Annotated in this window: 21 protein-coding genes and 1 pseudogene; 3 read left to right on the top strand and 19 right to left on the bottom strand. The window is 56.4% G+C overall.

The window, feature by feature from the left end; all coding sequences use genetic code 11:
• The first annotated feature begins 136 nt into the window (after positions 1-136).
• The 3 genes from RY831_RS02950 (at position 137) to RY831_RS02940 (ending at position 5,705) form a co-directional block, all read left to right on the top strand.
• Complete coding sequence (locus tag RY831_RS02950) at positions 137-1,933, top strand: DUF3141 domain-containing protein (RefSeq protein WP_326504848.1); 1,797 nt, start codon at positions 137-139, stop codon at positions 1,931-1,933.
• Positions 1,934-1,974: 41 nt separating this feature from the next.
• Positions 1,975-2,442: a hypothetical protein gene (locus RY831_RS02945; RefSeq protein WP_326504847.1), complete on the top strand. Its 468-nt coding sequence runs from the start codon at positions 1,975-1,977 to the stop codon at positions 2,440-2,442.
• Positions 2,443-2,912: 470 nt separating this feature from the next.
• Entirely contained in the window at positions 2,913-5,705 is a 2,793-nt protein-coding gene (locus tag RY831_RS02940; RefSeq protein WP_326504846.1) for a cation-translocating P-type ATPase, read from the top strand.
• Positions 5,706-5,778: 73 nt separating this feature from the next.
• Here RY831_RS02940 and RY831_RS02935 read toward each other — a convergent pair whose 3' ends face one another.
• From RY831_RS02935 to RY831_RS02845, 19 genes and pseudogenes are all read right to left on the bottom strand, one after another.
• The gene (locus RY831_RS02935) at positions 5,779-6,204 is read right to left on the bottom strand and encodes a universal stress protein (protein ID WP_326504845.1); all 426 of its coding nucleotides are present in this window, start codon (positions 6,202-6,204) and stop codon (positions 5,779-5,781) included.
• A gap of 32 nt (positions 6,205-6,236) precedes the next feature.
• A complete protein-coding gene (locus RY831_RS02930) occupies positions 6,237-8,945 on the bottom strand; it encodes a bifunctional acetate--CoA ligase family protein/GNAT family N-acetyltransferase (RefSeq protein WP_326504844.1) in 2,709 nt (902 codons plus the stop codon).
• A gap of 55 nt (positions 8,946-9,000) precedes the next feature.
• Positions 9,001-10,056, bottom strand: a complete 1,056-nt coding sequence (locus RY831_RS02925) for an NAD(P)-dependent alcohol dehydrogenase (protein ID WP_326504843.1) — start codon at positions 10,054-10,056, stop codon at positions 9,001-9,003.
• A 139-nt stretch (positions 10,057-10,195) separates the two neighbouring features.
• Positions 10,196-11,995 carry a DUF3141 domain-containing protein gene (locus tag RY831_RS02920; protein ID WP_437126205.1) on the bottom strand — a complete coding sequence of 600 codons (1,800 nt, stop codon included), beginning with the start codon at positions 11,993-11,995 and terminating at the stop codon, positions 10,196-10,198.
• 842 nt (positions 11,996-12,837) lie between these two features.
• Positions 12,838-13,542: a P-type ATPase actuator domain-containing protein gene (locus RY831_RS02915; protein ID WP_496196637.1), complete on the bottom strand. Its 705-nt coding sequence runs from the start codon at positions 13,540-13,542 to the stop codon at positions 12,838-12,840.
• A 54-nt stretch (positions 13,543-13,596) separates the two neighbouring features.
• A pseudogene (locus RY831_RS02910) lies at positions 13,597-13,701 on the bottom strand (cation-transporting P-type ATPase); the annotation flags it as partial.
• 111 nt (positions 13,702-13,812) lie between these two features.
• Positions 13,813-13,935, bottom strand: coding sequence for a hypothetical protein (locus tag RY831_RS02905; RefSeq protein WP_326504842.1), 123 nt, complete (start codon positions 13,933-13,935; stop codon positions 13,813-13,815).
• Positions 13,936-13,987: 52 nt separating this feature from the next.
• Positions 13,988-15,244, bottom strand: coding sequence for an MFS transporter (locus tag RY831_RS02900; RefSeq protein WP_326504841.1), 1,257 nt, complete (start codon positions 15,242-15,244; stop codon positions 13,988-13,990).
• A gap of 4 nt (positions 15,245-15,248) precedes the next feature.
• On the bottom strand, positions 15,249-15,773 hold the full coding sequence (locus tag RY831_RS02895; RefSeq protein ID WP_326504840.1) for a hypothetical protein: 525 nt from the start codon (positions 15,771-15,773) through the stop codon (positions 15,249-15,251).
• A gap of 155 nt (positions 15,774-15,928) precedes the next feature.
• Positions 15,929-16,978: a YVTN family beta-propeller repeat protein gene (locus RY831_RS02890; RefSeq protein WP_326504839.1), complete on the bottom strand. Its 1,050-nt coding sequence runs from the start codon at positions 16,976-16,978 to the stop codon at positions 15,929-15,931.
• Between the two features lie 180 nt (positions 16,979-17,158).
• Positions 17,159-19,660 carry a heavy metal translocating P-type ATPase gene (locus tag RY831_RS02885; protein WP_326504838.1) on the bottom strand — a complete coding sequence of 834 codons (2,502 nt, stop codon included), beginning with the start codon at positions 19,658-19,660 and terminating at the stop codon, positions 17,159-17,161.
• 91 nt (positions 19,661-19,751) lie between these two features.
• Positions 19,752-20,018, bottom strand: a complete 267-nt coding sequence (locus RY831_RS02880) for a DUF5676 family membrane protein (protein WP_326504837.1) — start codon at positions 20,016-20,018, stop codon at positions 19,752-19,754.
• Between the two features lie 36 nt (positions 20,019-20,054).
• Positions 20,055-20,231 (bottom strand): DUF2933 domain-containing protein, encoded by a 177-nt coding sequence (locus RY831_RS02875; protein WP_326504836.1) that lies wholly within the window; start codon positions 20,229-20,231, stop codon positions 20,055-20,057.
• A gap of 73 nt (positions 20,232-20,304) precedes the next feature.
• On the bottom strand, positions 20,305-20,559 hold the full coding sequence (locus RY831_RS02870) for a heavy-metal-associated domain-containing protein (protein WP_326504835.1): 255 nt from the start codon (positions 20,557-20,559) through the stop codon (positions 20,305-20,307).
• Positions 20,560-20,648: 89 nt separating this feature from the next.
• The gene (locus RY831_RS02865; protein ID WP_326504834.1) at positions 20,649-20,942 is read right to left on the bottom strand and encodes a hypothetical protein; all 294 of its coding nucleotides are present in this window, start codon (positions 20,940-20,942) and stop codon (positions 20,649-20,651) included.
• Between the two features lie 38 nt (positions 20,943-20,980).
• The gene (locus RY831_RS02860; RefSeq protein WP_326504833.1) at positions 20,981-21,232 is read right to left on the bottom strand and encodes a hypothetical protein; all 252 of its coding nucleotides are present in this window, start codon (positions 21,230-21,232) and stop codon (positions 20,981-20,983) included.
• Positions 21,233-21,292: 60 nt separating this feature from the next.
• The gene (locus RY831_RS02855; protein ID WP_326504832.1) at positions 21,293-21,790 is read right to left on the bottom strand and encodes a TPM domain-containing protein; all 498 of its coding nucleotides are present in this window, start codon (positions 21,788-21,790) and stop codon (positions 21,293-21,295) included.
• A gap of 2 nt (positions 21,791-21,792) precedes the next feature.
• A complete protein-coding gene (locus RY831_RS02850; RefSeq protein WP_326504831.1) occupies positions 21,793-22,653 on the bottom strand; it encodes a TPM domain-containing protein in 861 nt (286 codons plus the stop codon).
• Positions 22,650-23,282 (bottom strand): LemA family protein, encoded by a 633-nt coding sequence (locus RY831_RS02845; RefSeq protein ID WP_326504830.1) that lies wholly within the window; start codon positions 23,280-23,282, stop codon positions 22,650-22,652. Before RY831_RS02845 ends, RY831_RS02850 begins: the two co-directional genes overlap by 4 nt.
• Between the last annotated feature and the right edge of the window lie 18 nt (positions 23,283-23,300).

The raw sequence follows: 23,300 nt of genomic DNA, 5'->3' as shown, positions 1-23,300 counted from the left end.
AACCTGCAGGGGCACTGGACACCTGACCTAATAGGATGGCTGTTTGCACGAAGGACTGGATATTAAATAATGGTTAGCGAGTGACACGTTAGCATCAGGCAGCAACATTTACCTACAACTCCAAACTGGAATAATTATGCGAACAACTAGCAATAAGAAGCGGCTCTCGCCAGTCGCCAAACCTACGCTTGATAGACAAGATGTGCTGCCAGCCAGCCCGAAGGCTGATGCATCTTCAATCCCCGCTGTGGCCGTGACCAACCTTTCGTCGTCCTTGCCTGTCGCGTCGACTAGTTTGATCCAGGATGCCTCTCAGTACCAACTTGATTTCTTCCAGCGCAGCATCATGTTCTTCGATACGCTGCGCGAACGCGCCGATAACATGTTTGCACATGAAAGCGCCGGCATGCCGCCGCCACTGGACTTTGATTACGAAACCATTCTGGATGCACGGCATTTTGACACCCCAGCGAACTATGCACTGTTGCGCATCACGCGGTGTCGCGATCACTTTGCAAAAGAATATGTCGGCGAGGAGAAGCCACCAGTCATCATCATTGACCCCCGCGCTGGCCATGGCCCTGGCATTGGCGGCTCCAAGCATGACTCGGAAGTTGGAATATCCCTGCACGAAGGGCATCCAACGTACTTCGTCATATTTTTCCCTTTACCGTGCGAAAACCAAACCCTGGTTCATGTATTGAAGGCGTTGCGCCGTTTCGCTGATGAGGTCGCACAAAGACATGGTGGTAAATCACCGATCCTGTACGGAAACTGTCAGGCAGGGTGGGCAGCAATGCTATTGGCAGCCGATTGCGATCAATTAACCGGCCCTATCGTGTTGAACGGCTCGCCGCTTTCATACTGGTCCGGAGCGTCAGGCGTGAATCCGATGCGCCTGGCGGGAGGACTCATGGGTGGGATGTGGATGACTCATCTTTTGGCAGACCAGGGCAACGGCAGACTCGATGGTGCGTGGTTAGTCCAAAACTTCGAAAGTCTAAATCCGGCGCATACCCTATGGGAAAAAAACTACCGGCTGTTTTCGAAAGTGGACACGGAACGTGAGAGATTCATTGAGTTCGAGCGCTGGTGGAGTGGGTTTTATTTTTTGAGCCGACAGGAAATCCTGTCAATTGTCGAAAATCTGTTCATTGGAAATAAGCTTGAGCGCGGCAAGCTGCAACTTTCTGAAGGTTGCACGGTGGATTTGACGCGTATTCGTAGTCCACTGATCATCTTTGCCTCCAGTGAAGATGAAATCACGCCACCGCATCAAGCTCTTAACTGGATTCCTGCTGTCTATCCAAGTACCGCCGACCTGATAAAGGCTGGCCAGCGTATTGTGTATCTGCTCAATCACCATGTCGGTCATTTAGGCTTATTTGTCTCGGCGGACGTGGCTATGCTTGAGCATCGCGCTATTCTTGAAAGCGTTGATGAGGTTGAAGCACTGCCACCGGGCTTGTATGAAATGAAAATTATCAATCCGACCGGTGACCCGGATTCTCACAAACCACAATATGTCATCGGCTTTGAAGAGAGGCAGGTGGAGCAGATTCAGCATACCTTTCCTGAGAAGTCATTTGAAAACGTGCAAAGGCTCTCCGAGCAGAATGAAGTGTACTATCAAACATTTGTCAGTCCATGGGTGAGAGCTTTTGCCAATCCATTCAGCGCGGAAATGTTGAAATGGCTGCATCCGATGCGCGTCAGTCGCTACTTGTATTCCGAAGCACTGAATCCTTGGATGGTGCCTTTGAAGATGATGGTTCCCTTCGTCAAAGCCAATCGCGAACCGGCAAGCAAAGACAACATATTTGGAAACGCTGAACGCGCTACAAGTGCATCCATCGTGGCGGCGCTTCAAAGTTACCAGCAATCGCGAGACGCAGCGAGCGAGCGCTTGTTTGCCAAAATGTATGGCGAATGAATGTGGCCAAATTTAACTCTTGGCTTTCCCGGCAATTTTAGATGTCATTAATCATGGTTATGATGCCCCATCGATCCAAACCGTTGTCTTCAATCATTTTGACAATGGGTGGCGTCATCCTGATGGGTCTTGGTCTGTATTTCATATTCATACGGCCGCCTGTTTTACCAGAAGATCCACGCTATATGGGAACGACCTTGGAGCAAATTCAGGTAAATCTGCCCGGGCTGCTGGTGTGGCTCAAACGGGTATTCTGGGTCATGGGCGGGTTTATGTTTGCGTCTGGACTACTGACATGCCACGTCGCGGTAACAAGCTTTCGGTCTAGAACAACCGGCGCGGCATGGATAGTCGCTGGGACTGGATTGGCGTCCATTGGACTAATGTCGGTCGTGAACTTCATCATTGCGTCCGACTTTAAATGGCTTATCTTTATATTTACACTGCCCTGGGTTGTATCGCTAGCGCTTTACGCGGGCGAAGCCGACGACAGCACAAAATCAAGCTAGAAAGTGACTTTTCTGTGCGGTGACATGCCAGTATCCGTGTACGCTGATGGAAGGAGAAGTTGCGATTACAACCATACCGAAGACCTTGTCGGTGGCGACAATATCGACGGGAAAATGCCGTTCCGGATCGGTGAACCCGCAACTCACCTGCTGCTTCGGTATCAGCCTTGACGACAATGGAATGCGACAAGACCGGACGGCAGAGCTAGGGTCTGGCAACCTAATTAGACTGGGCGAAGAACGATACCCGTTCTCTTTTCTGCTCGACCCGCCCTCATTCTGGATCGCCAGACCAGACGCATGGCGAACGTAACCTAGGCAATCGTGGCGATACCTGTATTGTCCACTTATCGACAACATGTGTTTGCTAATGCACCCTTCATTGCGTCGTACGGCCTGTCTACATGGTACCGATTTCCGACGGGAAGCTGGGATGTCCTAATTTGCTAACCGTACACCCGGACCGAGAGATGACAATAACAAACACAATCGTGCATCCTTCCATCCACGAGATTGAGGAGGTCGCAAACGCTTTTGGAACAAACCTTGAAAGCGGCCTTTCGTTAGATGTGGCTTCCCGCCGGTTCACAGATGAGGGCCCTAACGAATTGCGCGCCGCCCTCCGGCAGCCAATCTGGCGACGGATACTTTCCCATTTCCAGGATCCGCTCGTCTACCTGCTGCTGGCCGCGGTGGCGATTGCGCTTTCTGCCTGGTTTATTGAAGGTCGGGTAGGGTGGCCGGTGGATGCCGTCGTCATCGGGGTGATCGTAGTCCTGAACGGGGTCCTCGGTTATATGCAGGAAGCCAAGGCCGAGAATGCAGTGGCCGCGCTGGCTCGGATGACCGCCGTTACGTCTGCAGTCATCCGGGAAGGACAGGTAATGCGCATACCCAGTGCGCAACTCGTGCGTGGCGACGTGCTTTTGCTTGGAGAGGGTGACGCCGTGGGGGCCGATGCGCGCCTGGTTCGGACTGCGTCGTTACGGGTCCAGGAAGCATCGCTCACCGGCGAGAGCGAAGCTGTGCTCAAGGACGCCGTAACACTGTCCGAACCGGTTGCGCTAGCAGATCAGATCAATATGGTCTTCAAAGGCACCGCAGTTGTTCAGGGTACCGCACGCGCCATAGTGACCGCAACCGGCATGGTGACCCAGATGGGGTCGATTGCCGGGATGCTCGAAGCCACCAAAGAGGAACTCACTCCCCTGCAGAAAGAGATCGCCCGAATCGGCCGCATGCTGGGCATAGCGGTCGTCATCATCGTTATTGTGGTGGTGGGAACTATCTTACTGATATCCGACATCCGTACCGCCGACGACGTCGTCGATGTTCTGTTGCTCGGCGTATCCCTTGCCGTGGCGGCGGTGCCCGAAGGACTTCCAGCGATCCTCTCAGTCGTGCTTGCCATCGGAGTGAGGCAGATGGCAAGGCATAACGCTATTGTCAAAAATCTATCTTCGGTGGAAACTCTGGGGTCGGCTACAGTTATCGCGTCGGACAAGACAGGCACGCTGACCCGCTCTGAGATGACCATCGAGCGCATCATGACTGTTTCGGGTGCAACCCATGTCACGGGCGTCGGTTACGCACCAGAAGGGCATGTCGAGCAGGATGGCATCGCGCTTGGCGTCGGTTCCTTGTTAGCAGAGAACATCGTCGTACTTAGCGGTGGCAGCCTGGCAAGCAACGCCGACCTGCGCAAAACGGAGAGCGGCGAATGGGAAATACAGGGCGACCCAACCGAAGCAGCATTTCTTGTCGCCGAGAAAAAGTTGGGCATCGCCGAGCGACGCAAACTGCGCTTCACACGCCTCAGTGAGATCCCGTTCACCTCCGAACGTAAGATGATGTCCACGATCGAGGTAGACCACGAGCATAACAATGAGATCGTTGTCATCACCAAGGGCGCCCCGGACGTACTTCTTCAGCGATGCACCCAAGCCCGCATTGGCGCCGATGTGGTCGAACTCGACGACGCGATCCGCAAACGCATCCTGGTTGACGTCGACACCCTTTCCGATGCCGCGCTGCGCACGCTTGCTGTGGCTTATCGGCCCGTTGCAACAGGTGAAGACCCGCAAGCTGAGGAAGTCCTGGAGCAAAAGCTTATTTTCGTGGGCACGGTAGGCATCATCGATCCGCCCCGCGAAGAAGCTGGCCAGGCTATCCGGGAGGCTCGCCGGGCCGGCATCCGGATCATCATGATTACCGGCGACCATCCGCGTACGGCGGCGCGCATTGCCACAGACCTCGGCATTGTCGAAGCCGGTGCGCCGGCGTTGACAGGACTCGAAATCGATAAGCTAGACGATGCCGCCTTCGCCGAAGCAGTTCGTACTACATCTGTTTACGCGCGAGTGGCGCCACAACACAAGCTGCGGATTGTCGATGCGTTACAAGCCGATGGGAACGTGGTTGCGATGACTGGTGACGGCGTCAATGATGCCCCGGCGCTAAAATCCGCCGACATCGGTATTGCAATGGGTGTTACCGGCACGGAGGTCACAAAGGAAGCGGCCAAGATGATTCTAGCCGACGACAATTTCGCGACGATCGTCGAGGCGGTGCGCCAAGGCCGGGGTATCTTCGACAATATCAGAAAATTCCTGCGTTACCTGCTGTCGTCGAACATGGGCGAGGTCTTAACCGTTTTCCTGGGCGTGGTAATGGGCGGCGTCATCGGTCTTACGGACGCGAGTGGGGCAGTGGCACTACCCTTGCTGGCGACGCAGATTCTCTGGATTAATCTTCTGACCGATTCAGGGCCGGCACTGGCAATGGGTGTCGACCCGCAGACCGACGACGTCATGGCACGCAAGCCGCGCCTGCTGACGGACCGGGTGATCGACGCGAAAATGTGGGCAAGCGTCATTCAGACTGGCCTGGTCATGGCGATAGTGACATTGCTGACGATCGATCTGTATTTGCCTGGGGGGCTGATAAAAGGAACCCAGAACATCGATACCGCCCGCACTGCTGGCTTTACGGTTCTGGTATTCGCACAATTGTATAACTGCTTCAACGCTCGCTCGCACACTGCAAGCGCCTTCCGCCACCTGTTTACAAATGGGTGGTTGTGGGGTGCGGTAGCATTATCATTGATGCTGCAAATCGCGGTCGTCCACCTCGCGTTTCTCAATGTTGCGTTCGGTACGGTTCCGCTGGAACTTGACCAGTGGCTGACATGCGCTGCAATTGCCAGCATCGTTTTATGGTCCAGCGAATTGCGCAAGCTATGGAGCCGTGCAATATCGGGCTGAGACTAAAAACGCGGGAGGATCCATCGGTCTTCGGGACCAAACCTCCGTGAGCCACCCTCGTCAGCGTTGACAGCTAGCGCACAATCAGTACTGGCACGCTGGCCGTTGCAAGTACCCTCGTTGGCATGGAGCCCATCCCCATGCCCTTTAGCACCCCATGACCATGGGAACCCATCACGATCATCTCAATGCCATGCTTGGCCACATAAGCTGGGACCTGCTCGGCGATGTCGCCGATCATGTAGTCGGCTTGATGAGGAATGCCTTTCTCGCGTAGTATGTTTTCGGCGGGCGCAAGCGCGGCCTTTGATTCTGCGTCGAAATAGGCATGGATGGCATCGTTACCGACAATAGATGCGGCGAGACCTCCGGGCACCTTCGGATGGATATGCAGCAGTTGCACACTTTCCTTTCCCTGGAAAAAGTCCAAGTGCGTCGCGACATAGTCGACCGCCTTGGCCGAACACGCGGAGCCATCCACAAGAATTTGAATTTTCATTGTCGCTTCCTTCATTATCGAAATATCGGCCCTTACTTCCGCTTTTGTATATCAGCGGTGTCATTACGCAAATCGAGCCGCAAGGCGGTAGTCTCACTATTGAAGTCCGGGCCAATGTCGAAACCGAATCGTTTTGCCAGTGTCAGCATACCGGCATTCTGCGTCAACGCTTCGCCCGTTATTTCCCTCGTGCCTCGGCTGCGGCAATACCGAATCAGTTTTTCCATCAACGCGGTACCCAAGCCTTGCGCCTTGACGTCGGACCGAACGACGATCGCGAACTCCGCCTGTATGTTGTCGGGATCTGCAACGACTCGCGCCACGCCGAGGGTTTCGCATCCACCATTTATCTTTTTCCTGGTTGCAATGAAGGCCATTTCGCGGTCGTAATCGATCTGCGTAAAGCGCGCCAGTTGCGATGGCTGAAGCGCGTGCATTTGGGCGAACATACGTAAGCGCACGTCTTCCGGACTTAGCGCGGAAAAGAAAGTAACATGTTCGGCTCCATCTTCGGGCTGGATCGGCCGTAGTAGCACCGGACCGCCTTGCCAGGTGATCCATTCTTCCAGTTCCTTGGGATAAGGACGGATCGCCAGACGCTCGAGACCAGTCGCCGTATCAGGCTGTCTGATCCGCACGCGGGCGTCGAGCGCAATCACTCCGCGCGCGTCGGTCAGCAGAGGATTGATATCGAGTTCGACAATCTCGGGGATATCGGAAACCAGATGGGATACCTGAATCAGGATACGGCAGACAGCATCGATGTTCGCAGCGGGACGATTGCGATAACCGGCCAACAGTTTTGAAACGCGGGTGCGGGAGATCATGTCGTGCGCCAGCACCATATTCAGCGGCGGCAGGCCGACCGTATTGTCGTCCATCACCTCTACCGCGACGCCACCCTGGCCGAACAAAATAACTGGACCGAAGACCGGATCTGTAGTCACCCCGATAATTAGCTCATGGGCCTCGGGACGTCGCGCCATTGCCTGCACGGAGAATCCCTGGAGCGTCGCTTCGGGTCGCAGCTCAGACAGGCGCCGGTGCATCGCTGTGGCTGAAGCCTGCACATCTTCAGCGGTTTCAAGGTCGAGCACTACGCCCCCGACGTCGGACTTATGCGAAATCTCCGGCGATAGGATTTTGACCGCTACCGGAAATCCGATCTCGCGCGCGGCGCTCACTGCTTGTTCTACCGTATGCGCGACTCTGGTTTCAACAACCGGAATGCCGTAGGCGGCCAGCATGGCCTTCGCTTCTGGCTCTGACAGCATGCTTCTACCCTGCGACAGGGCATCGCGCGCAACCGCTTGAGCCGCCGCGTAGCGTGGCGTGAACTCGGACGGCACGGAAGACGGAACCTGCATCATCAGTTCCTGATTACGCCGGTACTGGACAATTTGTATAAAGCCATGCACCGCATCTTCCGGCGTGTCGTAAGTCGGAATTTTCGCAACCGAAAAAATATCGCGTGCCTGCGCCACGGCATCACCGCCAAGCCAGCATGCGACAGTAGTCTGCGGGGCATCGCGTAGTAGTGGCGCCACGGCTTTAGCAATCACGGCTGAGGACACGACCGCGGTTGGCGCGTGGATGAAAAGTAGCGAATCCGCCTGTCGGTCCTGCAGCAGTACCTCGATTGATTGCCTGTAGCGTTCGACCGGTGCGTCGCCGATGATATCGATGGGATTCCCATGCGACCAGGTGGCGGGTAATATCGCATCCAGCCGTTCTAGGGTCTGCGGGCTTAGTTCTGTCAGTTTTCCTTGACTGGCGATCAGGGCATCGGTTGCCATCACACCTGGGCCGCCGCCATTAGTGACGATGGTCAGCCGCTCGCCAACGAGTGGTCGCGTATGCGCCAGAATTTCAACGGCGTCGAACAGATCCTTCGTGGAGAAAACGCGCAGCATCCCGGCACGGCGGATTGCAGCATCGTAGACCTTATCCGCGCCGGCCAGTGCCCCGGTATGCGAAGCGGCTGCTTTCGCGCCTTCAGGTGCGCGGCCTGCCTTGAGAACAATAACCGTCTTGCTGCGCGCCGCGCCGCGCGCGGCCGACATAAACTTGCGCGCGTGGCGGATATCTTCGATGTAAAGCAGAATCGCGTGTGTATCAGGGTCGCCGGCCAGATAGTCGAGCGTGTCTCCGAAATCGACATCAGCGCTATCACCGAGCGAGATGAATTTGGAGAATCCAATGCCACGCGACTTAGCCCAATCCAGCACGCCAGTGACTAGTGCGCCTGATTGAGACACGAACGCCAGCCTTCCGGGCAAGGCGCCGGTATGCGCGAAGCTCGCATTCAACCCCATTGCAGGAACCAAGAGGCCGACGCAGTTGGCCCCGAGAATTCTAAGCAGATAGGGTTGCGCTGCAGTCAGCATGGCATCCTTCATGCTGACCCCTTCCCGATCTTTTACTGCTCCCAATCCGGCGGTAATGACAATCGCTGCGCGAGTGCCGCGTTCCCCCAAGGCCGTGACGATATCCGGAATCGTCGCCGGAGGCGTGCAGATTACAGCCAGATCGGGCGCTGTAGGCAAACTTGCTACCGTCGGATACACGTGAAGCCCCTCAAGTGTTTCATACTTCGGATTGACCGGCATGATCACGCCGGCAAATCCTCCTCCAAGCAGGTTATGCAAGACAGTGACGCCGACGCTGTGCGGTTTATTGGACGCGCCGATCAGCGCGACCGAGTTGGGACTGAAAAGATGCTGCAGATTGCGGACGCTCATGCATGGCCTCTGGATGGTAGGAACAACATTGACGGCGCATATCTCGTTGCTGGAATCAGGGCGTGATTGCGATTTTCAATACACCGTCCCGCTGGTTTGCGAATAATTCATAGGCTTGTTCGATCTGATCCAGCTTGAAGCGATGCGTCACCATGGGTTTCAAATCAACGCGGCCGGAAGCAACCACATTCATGAGCCTGCGCATGCGCTCCTTGCCACCAGGGCAAAGCGTGGTGATGATCTTGTGATCGCCCAGGCCTGCGGCAAAAGCGTCGAGGGGCATTGAAATCTTGCCTGAGTAAACGCCGAGGCTGGAAAGCGTGCCACCCGGTTTAAGCGCACGCAGGCAATTCTCAAAGGTCTGCTGAGTGCCCAGCGCCTCAATGGCGACATCGACGCCGCGCCCGTTGGTCAGTCGCATGATCTCGGTCAGCGGATCTGTCTTCGTATAGTCGATGATTGCATCGGCGCCTAGCTTTTTTGCCACCTCAAGCCGTGCGCTCACGCCATCGACCGCGATAATCAGACTTGCACCCTTCAATTTTGCGCCGGCAGTAGCGCACAAGCCTATCGGCCCCTGCGCAAAAATTACGACCGCGTCGCCGATTTTAATTTCGCCATTCTCCGCACCGCCAAAACCGGTGCTCATGATGTCTGGACACATCAGCACCTGTTCATCCGTGAGTCCGTCCGGAATCGGCTCGAGATTAGACATCGCATGCGGTACCAGCAAATATTCCGCTTGGCATCCGTCTATCGTATTGCCGAAGCGCCAGCCACCGGCCGCTTTTCCGCCGCATTGCGATTGGTGCCCATCGAGGCATGAATGACACTGTCCGCACGGTGTAATTGCACCAACGATGACCCGTTGTCCCAGCAAATAGCCGGTCATGCCTGGACCAAGTTCCGCAATTACACCCACCGGCTCATGGCCGATCGTGCGGCCTGCTTCGACCGGAAATTCGCCCTTGAGTATATGCACATCAGTGCCGCAGATCGTAGTGGTGGTGATTTTGATTAACGCTTCGCCAGCTCCGGCAACCGGTATCGGCTTGTCGTCAAGCACAATCTTGCCTGGATGGAGGAATACTGCTGCTTTCATAGTGCGCATCGCCGCTCCCTTAGAATCCCGCATGACCAAAAATCCATATAGCCGACTGTGTATGTGAACGTTTTTGGACTCAACCCTCCGTCCCTGGCCAATGCATACGTGAACTCGTTCGGCCGCTTGCAATCAACCTTCATCCAGTTCACTTAACTCCATACAGTGTTGAAAATAGCTGTTCGCTGGCGCTATCTCTGGATTTTCTATAGCTGTCCAACGTTCTTGAAATCGATGCGCCGGCCTCTCCCTCCATTGCTACGAACTCGTTGGTTTCGTCGACAGGAAGGCGTACAATTGCGATGAAAGGCGCAAACATTTTCAACGGCCACATCCAGGGGTTGAGTTTTTCGGAAAACATCTTAGTGCCGATGCGCATAGGGTGCAGGCGTTTCAGAATTTCCGCACTCCAGGGATTGGCGAACGCAGTAATCCATGGACTGATCGTAGTCTTGTACAGCAACTCGTTCCATTCAGATACGGCTTGCACTTTTTCAAACGATCGCTCCGGATATGCATAGTTAATCTGTTCGACCTCGCGTTCTTCAAAGCTCACTGTGTACTGCGGCTTGCGGCAATCGGGATCGCCAGTCGGGTTGCTGATCTTCATCTCGTACAAACCTGGCTGAAGTGCGTCTAAGTCGCCGATACTTTCCAGTATCGCGCGGTGTTCCAATTTCGCCACGCTGGCCGACACAAAAATGCCTAAATGACCGACATGGGTGTTGAGGAGATAGACAATGCGTTGTCCTGCGTTCTTCAGATCAGCGGTGGTCGGGTAGACAGTCGGAATCCAGTTGAGCGCTTGGTGCGGCGGCGTGATGTTGTCGCTGCTGGACGCAAAGATCACAATCGGATTGCGAATGCGCGTTAAGTCGATATAGCAGTCAGTGCAAATTTTCATCGTCCCGCGCTCAAGCTTGTTGCCGATAAAAAGGTCTTCAATGATCGATAAAATCTCCTCCCTGCTCAGGAAGTGATAGCCGGTCCACCAGCGCTCAAATTCGAGGAAGCGTTCACGCTCGGTATCGATATGCGCGAATACGTTGTAGTTCTTGTCCCATAGCGTATTGGCCGGATTCAGGTTTTCAAAGTTTTGCACCAGCCAAGCGCCATCGAGCCGGCCGTTCCCCAGATCCGCCAACCAGTGTGCTAGCCAGCTTCCGCCCATTAAACCTCCGCCCAATCGCATCGGATTGGCATCCGACGCGCCAGCCCAGTACGAAAGGGGGGAACCGTTTAATACCGTCACTCCGCTCAAGCCTTCGCAATCTGCGGCGAGCAGCATCGAGGCCCATCCCGCTTGGCAGTTCCCGTATAGGACCGGTGCCTTCCCGTGATGCCGGTTGCTCACTTCCTCAACAAAGCGCCGCAGTGCATGCAATACGTCGGCTAGCGTCTGGTTCGGACTTGGCAACGGAAAGAAGATCACGAAATAGGTTGCATGTCCTTCATGCAGCGCCATGCCGACTTCAGAGTCGCGCTTGAAGCCGCCGAGTCCAGGGCCATGTCCGGCACGGGGGTCGATAATGATCACGGGCGGCTTGTTGTCATCGACGCAATCCTCGGCACGATCATCATCGCAGCGCGTGATGCGCAGCAGTGCGTAATTTGCAGGCATCTCGAAGCGTCTCGCGTCGAGTACCGTTTCATATTCGAATGCGAGCGGCGGTGGCATGCCTGCTTCGTCGTGCGCCATCATATTGTTAGCCCGTTCACGCAATATGTCGAGGAACAGTACGCTGCGCTGCCACCGATCGATCTGGTAGAGAAATGCCTGCTCGAGGAACGACACCGGTGCGGCACTGGATGGCATGGGTGTTTCCACATGCGGTACCTCGACCGGTTGCGGTACTGGCTGGGACACCGGAGTAGGATACTTCATCGTCTCGGCTGCAAACTTCTCCCTTTTCACCTTCATAACAATGGGTAAATTGTCAGTATGCATAATGAAACCTCATGAAATGGAAAACGGCCATATGGAATACCTCTGATAACCAACATTCGCGGAGTTGCAGCTGCTCACTTGTCAAGTATGTCTGCGACGGCACAACCGGATTCGGAGGGGGCAGGCTTGTTTTTCTTAACACCCGACCAGCTAGATCAAAAGTGGAACCGTCGACAGAGCAATAGATGCCGCTATCCAGTTTGTACCGAAGTCTGCGGACATCAAATGCAAACGAAAAGCAATACGCAAGCTAGATCTGTGTAGATTCCTATCTCATCGCGAGATTTAGGAATCACAGGACAATCCTCGGCGCTCAATAGATGCACGGACCATGTATGGGTGGCTTGAAAGTAGGGCAGTGGTGACTCACTTTCCGAACTGTCAATTTGTGCTGTTTGATCAGCTTTTTCGCGTCAACAAAGGCTCAGCGTAAAAACGCTGCCTGCTTCGGATAGCTTGTGCCCTTAACCTATAGAAATCACCGATCGCAGATTTAACTGTATCGCCGAAATGTCACGAAACTATCACGGCAATCTAATTGCCAAGATCGTACGCTATCGATAACGCTGCTTGAAGTTAAACACTTCAGTGGTGATGAGGCGCTCTCTGTTTAGCGCCATGTTGGTGGTGGCCGCCCGAGGCAAATGAGGGGGCGTAATTAGCAGAAGCGCCTCACTTGTCGCCTCCATTTGGGAACAGCACCTCTTGCGCGAAGCGTTCGGAAAAATCCTGACGCTTATAGGTGCCGATTCCGCGGGAAGGTTCCGCCATTGCACCCGATCCTCAGCGCGTGGGCAAGAGCCTTCAGCTTATTGGTGATCCCTCCCGGAATTAGTACCGTGCTAAGGTAGAGTTTTCGGCTCCTTTGACCGTACCCCAAGCGAGAGCACCACCGACAAAATTGCCGGCAATCCTTCAGGCACGGCCGCTACCGCCAAGGACACGCCGAGCAGCAAGACGGGGATGACGTCGGCGACGCTGCGGATTTTAGACATCAGCAAGATGGTTCCCACCATCACCACGGCAATGATGACGATCGCGATGCCCAGCATGCGCCCGATGCGCCCGACTTCCTTTTCCAGCGGCGTCGGCTCCTCGGTGGTGGCGTCGAGCATTGCGGCGATCGAGCCCATCTCGGTGGCCATCGCGCTTGCTGTAACCACGGCGCGACCGACGCCTTGCGCGATAACCGTGCCCTTGAAGACCATGTTGAGCCGGTCGCCGAGCGACGCCGCCTTTGGCAGCCTGGCGGCGTCTTTGAGCACGGCTTCGCTCTCACCCGTCAGCGAGGCTTCTTGCACGCGCAGGGACGTGGCCTGAACTAGACGTGCATCCGCGCCGACGGCGTCGCCCTCGCACAACACCAGCATGTCCCCATACACCAGATCGGAACTGGGTACCCGTAGCACTTGACCGTCACGCAGGACCGAGGCGGTCGCTGCGGTCATTTTAGCCAAGGCCGCGACAGCGGTCTCTGCCTTGGCGTCCTGCACAAAGCCCAGAATACCGTTGAGCAGGACGACCGTCGCGATGACTATCGCATCCACAGGCCAGCCGGCCAAGCCTTCGATCACCCAGGCGACGAGCGCGATGACGACCGCAGTCAGCAAGAGGTAGACGAGGGGATCCTGGAAGTGCGACAAGACGCGACGCCAAGCGGGCTGCCGCAGGGCAGAGCGGAGTTCATTGGGGCCATCCTGCTGAAATCGGTTCGTGACTTACTTTGGCATCGTTTCCTGCGCCTTCTGATGCTGCACCATCTGCGCCATCATCATCGCGCCACCCATGCTGTGCATCGCCTTCATGTTTTCCTGCATCTACAGCACCTGTTTGTCCACGCCCATCGACGGCTTGGCTGGAGCCGACTTTTCTCGCGCTGATACGATAGGCGCCGGCAGGGCGCAGGCAACGATTACGGCAAATACTATTGAGGTTTTCATGGTGGTCTTTCCTTCAGGGTTGGAAAATGTGTGGTACGCGCTTTAAGCTCGTTCATGCTGACAACCGACGTAATGTCGCATGGGGAACCACTAGCAGATGGGGCAACCCAAGGCTCAACACGAAGCCCAGTGCGGCCAGTGCTGCGGTCAGGATGAAGGGGGCTCCCGGCAAGGCGGCGAGATTGTATAGGAGCCCCCCCACCGTAGAACCCAGAGTGACGCCGAGACTGGCGGCGGCCGTCTGCTTGCCGAGTTCCCAACCCTGCGCGCTGCCTGCCTTGGCCGATATCCAGTACGTCAGGATCGGCGACAGGATGCCGGCGCTGGCTGCGACCGCACCGATCACGACCAGCATTAACGTAAAATCAGACGCCTGAGGTACGAGGAACAAGCCGACGGCCAGCACGGCCAGCGCGGGCGCAATGAGCCAGCGGGTTTTTTCCGACTTGAACCAGGGCGAAAATACGATTGCCTGCAGCACAAACATGACCAGGCTGCATTCGGTGAACATCAGCGCGATCTGGTACGGGCTTAAGCCTAGTTCCTGCTTGCCGCGCAAGACAAGCCCGATCTCGAAAACCCCGATGCCGATCGAGACGATAAAGGTGAGGGTAAGCAGCTTCGGCACCAACCATGTCGTTTTTTCGGCCGAGGCACCCGTAGTCTTCTGTGACCGATTGAGGCTTTTGCCACTTGGCACGACAAACACGATAGCAGAAGCCACGATAAGGGCGAGCAGTGCGGTCGTCGTCAGCGGGACCGCAACCGATCCCGCCAGCCTGGTAATGGCAAATAACTCGGTAGCAAAGCGGGTAATGAACACGCTTAGCATCGGCCCGAGCAGGAAACCGGCAATGCCGGCCATGCTGACGAACGCCAGCCGACGGGCGCGCGCCTGTTCTGTCGTAGCGAAGCCACCGATCACCGCCGCAGCAACCGGGGTCACCGCTGCAGCGAACATGCCGCTCAAGAAGCGCTCAGCGTAAACTGCGGCGAGACTCTCGATGAACGAGAAAACCAGCATGGTCAGGCCAAAGCCGAGAAGGCCAAATAGCAGCACGCCACGCGGACCATGTCGATCGGATAGTCGCCCCCACATGGGAGCAAACAGAAAAAGCGAGAGGGTATAGATGGCGGTCAGTAGACCCGTGTGCCGGGAAATTTGCGCGGCTCCTCCTTCCTCCCCCAGTAGCCGCTCGATCAGGTAAGGCAGAAGTGGCAGTACCACGCCAAAGCCGACTGACACCGTGAAAACTGCCAGCATGAGCGCAGCCGTAGTGGCGCGGCGATAATTTCCTGAACTCTTCATGTCGTTACTCACCTGGCGCATTCACATTGGTCTGGGGATCCGTTGCGATGGCATATTCCGCCATCTTGCCAACCACGTAGCTTACGAGCCCAAGCAACCAAGCAACTGCCGGTATCAAAAGGAGCCATTTGAAGCCCGAGTCCGGCACGAAGTTGGTATAGCTCATGGTTGCCACCGTGAGCAACCCTACAAGGCCGAGTGCAGTCCCTGTTCCTGCGATGCATTGCTTAACCGCGCGCATACTCACAAAGACTATCAAGACCCCACCCCCAGCCATAAACCCGCCCATCACGGTGAATACGTTTCGCAGCCATGACGCCAGGTTAGGCACGAATGTCTCAACCTGAATCGCGCTCAACCCCAGATAGCGCAAATCCTCGGGCAATAGCGCCGGTCGCGCAAACATAAAATATCCGCCCAGCCCAATCAGCCAGATGCCGCATACGAGAAAAATTGATTTCGAGAACCGGAGTAGAACGATTGGCGCCTTCATAAGACGTAATCCCATATAACAAAGATGATTTTTCATTTCAATAGCTCAGACGGAATGGCGGCTTTTCCTATCCGAGATGGTCGCCGGAAAATTCGGCAAAATCCGCAATCTCGATAGTCGATTCGCTCTCTGAATTCAATGCTCTTTATCCACATTTTTCGCGCGTCCGTAAACGATCTGTCCGCCACCAGTCAAGGCATCACGCTGATGCCGTTCGGGCTGCGGCCAACCGGTACTGTGGCGATGACCTTGCGTTCACCGATATCGAGAACGGAGACCGTGTTCGCATAGGTGTTGGTTACGAAGGCATGGCGTCCATCGCGATCTACCACTATCCCGTGTGCGCCACGCTCAGTTTCGATCGTCGCGGTGACCTTGGAGGTTGCGACGACGACGATGCTAACGCTGGTGCCAGGCTTCCCGCGGGTGCCTTGATTGGCGACTAGCAGGAGTTTGCTGTCGGGTGTGGCATATATTTGAATCGGCACCGACCCGACTTTCACCCTGCGGATTACTTTGCGGCTTACTGGATCAACGACCGCAAGCTGGTTTTCCTCTGACAGCGATACGAAGCCAAGCCTGCCATCAGGAGTGAAGGCCACCTGAGCCGGGCCTTTGCCGACGGGGATTTGGGCGATTTGCTTTTGTGTCTGGATATCGATCACCGAGATCGTGCCGCCTTTGAGATTGGCGACCCACGCTTGTTTGTTGTCCGGACTGATACGAATACCGTGCGGAGAGGCGCCGACCGGAATTGTCTTGACGACCCGTTGCACCGAGATGTCCACTACGCTGACGGTGTTTTCGCCACCGTTGGTGACATATGCGAGGCGGCCTTCCTGGGCCACGACGACGTGAGCGGGATGCATGCCAACCGGTATTTTGGCGATCACTGTATCGGTAGCGGTATCGATGGCCCAGACCGCTCCAGCGTCCGCCAGCGTTCCGTGCTCGGACTTTGGCATTCCTTCGTGTTCCGGCCTCTCGGACGCCTTGTCATGCTCGCCGTCATTGGTGACCCACAGCAGTTTGCCGTCGGGCGCAACCTGCACGTTGTGCGGGTTTTTGCCGACAGGGATACTGCCAGTCTTTTTGAAGGATGCCGTGTCAATGACGCTGACCGTGCTCGATTCTTCATCGGCAACGTAGACCTTTCCCCCGGCAGCAAAGGCAGGTCCGGCGGAAACCAAGAAGGCGATCTGCGCGACGGCGATCAAGCTCATAATTCGGTTAGCATTCATGGCATTCAAACTTCTAAAGAGTAACTCCGAAAATTCACTTTGCTTTGTCGTACACACGAAGGTCTGCTAGGCGGTATCGAACGGAGAGTTGGTCCAATGAACTGCACCAAATGTTGTTGGTCGAGGTGGCCCCACATGACCCGGGCCGCGACGCCGCATCAGCGGTGCGTAACGGATTGCTCATGCTGATGCTTTCGCCGCAAGCTTCGCGTTGGCTAACGGTGCCTCCGGAGATCGCGCTTTCCTGATTCCCGCAAGTTTGGTGCGCTTGAGCATCAGCGCATTGAGCGCCACGATCAGGGTGCTGCCGGACATCGACAGCGCTGCAACCTCCGGACTCAGCACGAATGGGTACAAGACGCCTGCTGCAAGCGGAAACGCAATCACGTTGTAGCCCACGGCCCACCAAAGATTCTGGTGCATCTTGCGCACCGTTGCGCGCGACAACTCGATCGCGCCGACAATATCATACGGGTCGCTCTTCATCAGCACGACATCGGCACTTTCCATCGCGACGTCGGTGCCGGCGCCGATGGCAAATCCGACGTTGGCCTGGGTCAGGGCCGGCGCGTCGTTGACGCCATCGCCAACCATCCCGACTTTCTTGCCCTTGGCCTGCAGTTCCTTTACTTTCTCCGCCTTTTGGCCTGGCAGCACGTCGGCCAACACGGTATCGATGCCGAGGTCCGCGGCGATGCGCCTGGCCGTGGCCGCGTTGTCGCCGGTTAGCATCACCACTTCGATCCTGCGTTCGCGCAGTTTTGCCACCGCTGCCCTGGAGCTTGGCCTGATCGCATCGGCAATGGCGATCAGGCCAATCACGCGACCTGCCTGGGACACATGGACCACGGTGCGTCCGTCTCCCTGCAAGCGGGTGGCGTCGGTTTCCATCCGACCGAGTACGAGCTTTTGCGTATCCATCAGCAGCCGGTTGCCAAGGAACACCGTGCCGCCAGCAGTTTCGGCGCGCGCGCCCATGCCGTCCAGGCTTTCGAAGCCTGTCGGCGCCACGATGGTGAGGTGCGCCGCGCGGCGCACCACCCCAACGTGGCGCCGACAGGCGTCGAAAGCCTGGACGGCTTGGGCGCGCGCGCCCATGCCGGCCCGGCGTTCGCAGCCAGGCGGCGCCACGATGGTGAGGGGCGCCGCGCCGCGCACGATCGCCTGGGCCAGTGGATGGTCGGACCCTTGCTCGACGGCGGCGGCGGCGGCCAGTACCACGTCCTCGGTGGAGCCGTCCGCCACGACGATCCCCACCACCTCCGGCTGGCCAACAGTAAGCGTGCCCGTCTTGTCGAACACGATGACATCAAGCTTGGTAGCGTCTTCAAGCGCCGAGGCATTCTTGAACAGAATGCCGTTCATCGCGCCCAGGCCAGTACTCACCATGACTGCCATCGGCGTCGCGAGTCCCAGCGCATCGGGACAGGCGATCACGAAGACGGTAATGGTCAGCGTCACTGCTAACAGCAGCGACTCTCCGATCACCCAGAACCACACCGCAAAGGTCGCTAGTCCGATCACGATCGCGACAATCACCAGCCATTGCGCGGCCTTATCCGCCAGCAGTTGCGCCGGCGCCTTGGAGTTTTGCGCGTCCTGCACCAGTTTTACGATCTGCGCCAGCGCCGATTCAGCGCCGACCTTGGTCGCCTTGTAGCGGAAGCTGCCGCTCTTGTTGATGGTAGCACCGATCACTGTTGCACCCGGCCCCTTCTGGACTGGCATCGACTCGCCGGTGAGCATGGACTCATCGACCAGTGATTCGCCACTCTCCACTGTGCCATCGACCGGAATCCTATTGCCGGGACGGATCACCACAATCTCTCCCGCCAGCACATCCGCCGTTGGAACTTCTAGCTCGGCGCCATTGCGGATCACATTGGCCATCGCCGGTGTGAGATCCATTAGCGCCTTGATTGCGGACGAGGCACCCGCACGGGCGCGCATTTCCAGCCAGTGCCCGAGCAGGATGAAAACCAGCAGGACGGCTGCGGCTTCGAAGAACTGTCCGCCGCCCTTGAAAAAGAAAGTGCTGGCAACGCTGAACAGATATCCGGTACCCACACTTAGAACGATCAGCGCCGCCATGCCCAGGACGCCGTTCTTAAGCGCGCGCCAAGCGGAAACGAAGAACGGCCAGCTGGGATAGACAATGGCGAGGGACCCGAAGGCAAACAGCCACAGGCCAAGGTCGACACCGAATGGCGGCACCGGCGGCTCGAAAAGATCTCCCATCGGTGCGTAAACAAAGATCGGCACGGTGAAAATCAGGCAGATCCAGAAACGGTTGCGCATGTCGCGCACCATGGCTTGCAAGTCCATGCCGTCATGGCCCATCTCATGCGCCATATCCGCTGGCATGGCCGGCTGTGCGCCCGCTGCGGCGTGACCCTTGTGACCCTCATGGCTCTTTTGGTCGCCGACCGTGGGAGCCATCGGCGCGTCCGGTACCGCTTTGTGCTTTCGTCCGTCACCTGCGGACTGCTTCCCGCGTTGGTGCACGAGTGCCTTGATATCGGCGGCGTCGAGTAGGGTTTCGTCGTAGCGCACTGTGGCGCTTCCTGCTGCGTGATTCACCCTGGCGCTTTCGATACCCGGGACTTCGCCAATTCGTTTTTCCACTTCGCCCACGCTCAATGCCGACAGCATGTCGCGCACTTCAATAACGTTCGTTTTCATCGCATTGCCCTGGTAGTCTTAATCTCTGACATGTTTCGTTACATTTCCGATCACTTCGCAAGTCCATGGGCACTTCGGCCGCACTTGTTGCTCATGACGTTGCGCTCATGCACTTTCGATGCAAAATATTGTGAATAGGCACGTAGACGAGACCTGCATAGGCGCCATAGAGGAAACTTTCGATCAGCCCAACGAAAAAGCCGCGCCAACTGAACCATTCGAACCCGGGCAAGACTTGGATGAGAAGCGAGTGCATGTAGAGGCTCGACGGCGTCAACATGGCGAAAACGACACAAAATACGAATGTAAACGTGGTCCATATCGCTAATGACCAAGTCACAATTTTTATATTCAGCATATCGTTGCCTCTCTAAAAAAACCAATGCCTACCATATCAATGGTGATGCCCCGACCCTTGTTTCGAAGTGCGTTGCACATCGTCTTTTCTTGCAGGTTTTTTGTCATGCTTGTCATCGCCGTGGCCACCGTGACCGCCATGGCCGAATAGATGCATAGCGATCATAGCGACGGCGAACAGCACCCAAACCCAGTTTTGTGAAATCCATTCCATGATTTGCTCCTATTATCGATCGGCGATCTCAGTGTATTCATGCAATCTCGCTCCTCGTAGTGGCTGATGCGAGTTAGCCGCAGCAGCCACCATTGGATTGCTGAGCGTGAGTGGCGTTAGTCAAATCCACGTCATAGCCCGCGTCTTTCACGGCTGAATTCAGTTGGTCGGGTTCTGTCTGATGCTCGTCGTAACGCACTGCCGCCTCGCCAGACGAGAGCGACACAACTACCTCATGAACGCCGGTAATTGCGTTCAGCCCGTACGCTACTTTGCTGGTGCATCCGCCGCAAGTCATGCCGGTTACTTTCAAAGTTTCAGTTTGCATGGTGATGCCTCGTTACATAGCGTTAAATTAAAACGACATGGTGGATGTTATTGACCCCCTAGGATTGGCTGGGTCATAATCAAGAGATTTCAATGCGAGGGAATGGCACCCGAGCCTGATCTCTTTTCGTCTCCCGTCTGAGCTTTGACGTTCTCGTGCAGATCAATGCGTGTTGGATTGCTCAACTTGAGGATCGCTTTGGCTCTCGCCATTTCATCCGCGGAACCGTGTGCTACAACAAGATATCCGTCAGTCTTGACGGCTTCCTCGTACTGGATGACGCTGTCCTTCGGAATGCCGATGCAGAGGAGCGCCCCACCAAGCGCACTCAACCCACCGACCAGGATCGCACCCTCGACAGCGGCAACGACCATGGTGGCCAAGTGGCCAAGCACCATGACGGGCCCGATTACAGGAATGGTCAAAAATATCCCGCCGAAGAACAGGCCCCAAAGCCCCCCCAAAATGCGCCGTTCTTACCCCAGAACTTGATGCGATCACCTATGTTGTAAAAACCCACAACTTTCTCCTCGGAATGGAAACCTTTTCCGATAATACTGAAATGGGTCATTTCGACGCCGCCGCCGGCAAGTTTGCGGATGGCGTCATCTGCATTCCGATGGTGTGCGAATACAGCGACCACGGCGTCCTGCTGTTCAATTTGATTCTTCATGTTGGGTCCTTTGTTGAAAGATCGATTGCAAAATGAGTAAAAGAGCCGCGCTTTTCCGATTTACAGAACCACTGGCTTATCCGGTAATTCATTCCGGCCACCGCCGAATGCGGGATAATGCTTCAGCAGATGCTGTGTCACCGCTTGAATGCCGCTGACTACACCGCCTTCGTAATTCTTCTGTCTAAATGCTGTTTCCATCTTGCGGCAAATGCTTTCCCATTCTCGCGAGCCCGCCTTCGCGTGTATCCCGCGATCGGCAACAATCTCCACGTCCCGGTCGGCGAGCAATAAATAAATCAACACGCCGTTATTGTGTTCGGTGTCCCATATCCGCAATTGCGCAAATACGTCGATGGCACGTTCTCGCGCGGACTGCTCCCTGATGAGTGGTGCGGTATCCAGAGCACCTTCCACGACGAAGCGGATTTCCCCAAGGTGCGCGGTCTCGCTCGCTTTGATCGCTTGCTCGATTGCCCTCAAGGTTTGGTGCGGAAAAGTTCGGTTGACCTGCCAGTGGGTCATCACTAGATGTCTGGTAATGCGTTTGATATTCATCGTTACCATCTCCCCGACGCGCCGCCGCCGCCAAAGCCGCCACCGCCACCGCTGAATCCGCCACGGCCAAGACCACCTCGGCCGGATCCGCCATGATGGCCGCCGATGCCGTATCCACCCATTGCGCCCATCCCCCCACTAAGCAGGGTAAACAAGAGCGCAATCACACCCGCGCCCAACGCAGTGGATAGTGCGCCGGCAAACAACCAGGCCACAACAGCCACCGCCCCGCCAGTGACGAGCGCACCGGGAAATCTGCCCAGCACGGAACGCAATATCCCGCCCACCGCGAGCACAAGAATAAAAATGAGCGGGACATACTGACCGATGTCAGCAATGGCGCCGGCGGGCCTTCCTTTAGGTTCCGGTAACGGTTCGCCGTCAATTACGCGGATGATCTGGTCGACCCCCGCAGTGATGCCGCCATTGAAATCCCCTTGCTTGAAGCGCGGCGTAATCGTCTCGCTGATAATGCGCTTGCTGGTAGCGTCATTGAGCACGCCTTCGAGACCGTAGCCCACCTCGATGCGCAGCGCGCGGTCGTTCTTGGCGACGACCAGGATCGCACCGTCATCCACTTTCTTGCGCCCCAGTTTCCATTGCTCCGCGACGCGCAACGCATATTGTTCGATCGTCTCCGGTGCGCTGGTCGGAACAATCAGGACCGCAAGCTGACTGCCTTTCCTTGCTTCAAACGCTTGTAGTGTCTGTTCGAGGCCGGCCATTTGCTCTGTGGTGAGTGTGGCGGTCTGGTCGGTGACGCGCCCGGTCAAGGGCGGTACCGCGACTTGCGCTCCAGCGATGAAAGGCCAGAAAAGCGTGAACGCAAGCAATGCCGCTCTTGCCATGCTCGTCGTCTTCATTTGGCCGCTCCTGGCGTCGCGCCCGCAGGTTTGACCGGCGTCACCACGAAATCTACTTTGGGCGGCGTAGAGATTTCCTTTTCGTTTTCTACCGCGAAGTTGGGCTTCGGTTTGTATCCCATTGCCATCGCTGTCAGATTGGAAGGAAAGGAGCGCACCGTCACGTTGAATGCCTGCACCGACGTTATATAGCGGTTGCGCGCCACTGTGATGCGGTTCTCGGTGCCTTCCAGTTGCGCCTGCAAATCGCGGAAGTTGGTGTCGGCTTTCAGATTCGGATAATTTTCACTCACTGCCAACAGCCTCGACAGCGCGCCGGACAACGCCCCTTGCGCCGCCTGGAATCTGGCAAACGCGGCAGGATCATTCAGCACTTCCGGCGTCACTTGCATCGAAGTCGCCGCCGCCCGCGCTTGCGTCACCTGCGTCAGGACATCCTTTTCATGCGCTGCGTATCCTTTGACGGTATTGACCAAATTGGGGATCAGGTCGGCGCGCCGCTGATATTGGTTCACAACCTCGGACCAGCTCGCCTTGATTTGCTCGTCGTTGCTCTGCAATGTGTTGTAGCCACAGCCGCTCAGGCTTAAGGTAACCACCATCGCCAGGGCACCCCATAATTTACGCATTTGATTTCTCCAACATGG

The organism is Noviherbaspirillum album, from assembly GCF_035916955.1.
Lineage (GTDB): Bacteria > Pseudomonadota > Gammaproteobacteria > Burkholderiales > Burkholderiaceae_D > Noviherbaspirillum > Noviherbaspirillum album.
Note: the sequence above shows the minus strand (reverse complement) of the source record. Positions and strands in the feature narration are given on the sequence as shown.

What these genes read in the sequence shown, in the direction of transcription:
- RY831_RS02880 (WP_326504837.1), bottom strand. Translation starts at nt 20,018, where the DNA reads ATGCTGAATATAAAAATTGTGACTTGGTCATTAGCGATATGGACCACG.
- RY831_RS02920 (WP_437126205.1), bottom strand. Translation starts at nt 11,995, where the DNA reads ATGCATACTGACAATTTACCCATTGTTATGAAGGTGAAAAGGGAGAAG.
- RY831_RS02930 (WP_326504844.1), bottom strand. Translation starts at nt 8,945, where the DNA reads ATGAGCGTCCGCAATCTGCAGCATCTTTTCAGTCCCAACTCGGTCGCG.
- RY831_RS02890 (WP_326504839.1), bottom strand. Translation starts at nt 16,978, where the DNA reads ATGAATGCTAACCGAATTATGAGCTTGATCGCCGTCGCGCAGATCGCC.
- RY831_RS02885 (WP_326504838.1), bottom strand. Translation starts at nt 19,660, where the DNA reads ATGAAAACGAACGTTATTGAAGTGCGCGACATGCTGTCGGCATTGAGC.
- RY831_RS02905 (WP_326504842.1), bottom strand. Translation starts at nt 13,935, where the DNA reads ATGAAAACCTCAATAGTATTTGCCGTAATCGTTGCCTGCGCCCTGCCG.
- RY831_RS02935 (WP_326504845.1), bottom strand. Translation starts at nt 6,204, where the DNA reads ATGAAAATTCAAATTCTTGTGGATGGCTCCGCGTGTTCGGCCAAGGCG.
- RY831_RS02860 (WP_326504833.1), bottom strand. Translation starts at nt 21,232, where the DNA reads ATGAAGAATCAAATTGAACAGCAGGACGCCGTGGTCGCTGTATTCGCA.
- RY831_RS02895 (WP_326504840.1), bottom strand. Translation starts at nt 15,773, where the DNA reads ATGAAAAATCATCTTTGTTATATGGGATTACGTCTTATGAAGGCGCCA.
- RY831_RS02845 (WP_326504830.1), bottom strand. Translation starts at nt 23,282, where the DNA reads ATGCGTAAATTATGGGGTGCCCTGGCGATGGTGGTTACCTTAAGCCTG.
- RY831_RS02940 (WP_326504846.1), top strand. Translation starts at nt 2,913, where the DNA reads ATGACAATAACAAACACAATCGTGCATCCTTCCATCCACGAGATTGAG.
- RY831_RS02900 (WP_326504841.1), bottom strand. Translation starts at nt 15,244, where the DNA reads ATGAAGAGTTCAGGAAATTATCGCCGCGCCACTACGGCTGCGCTCATG.
- RY831_RS02925 (WP_326504843.1), bottom strand. Translation starts at nt 10,056, where the DNA reads ATGCGCACTATGAAAGCAGCAGTATTCCTCCATCCAGGCAAGATTGTG.
- RY831_RS02875 (WP_326504836.1), bottom strand. Translation starts at nt 20,231, where the DNA reads ATGGAATGGATTTCACAAAACTGGGTTTGGGTGCTGTTCGCCGTCGCT.
- RY831_RS02850 (WP_326504831.1), bottom strand. Translation starts at nt 22,653, where the DNA reads ATGAAGACGACGAGCATGGCAAGAGCGGCATTGCTTGCGTTCACGCTT.
- RY831_RS02855 (WP_326504832.1), bottom strand. Translation starts at nt 21,790, where the DNA reads ATGAATATCAAACGCATTACCAGACATCTAGTGATGACCCACTGGCAG.
- RY831_RS02870 (WP_326504835.1), bottom strand. Translation starts at nt 20,559, where the DNA reads ATGCAAACTGAAACTTTGAAAGTAACCGGCATGACTTGCGGCGGATGC.
- RY831_RS02950 (WP_326504848.1), top strand. Translation starts at nt 137, where the DNA reads ATGCGAACAACTAGCAATAAGAAGCGGCTCTCGCCAGTCGCCAAACCT.
- RY831_RS02945 (WP_326504847.1), top strand. Translation starts at nt 1,975, where the DNA reads ATGTCATTAATCATGGTTATGATGCCCCATCGATCCAAACCGTTGTCT.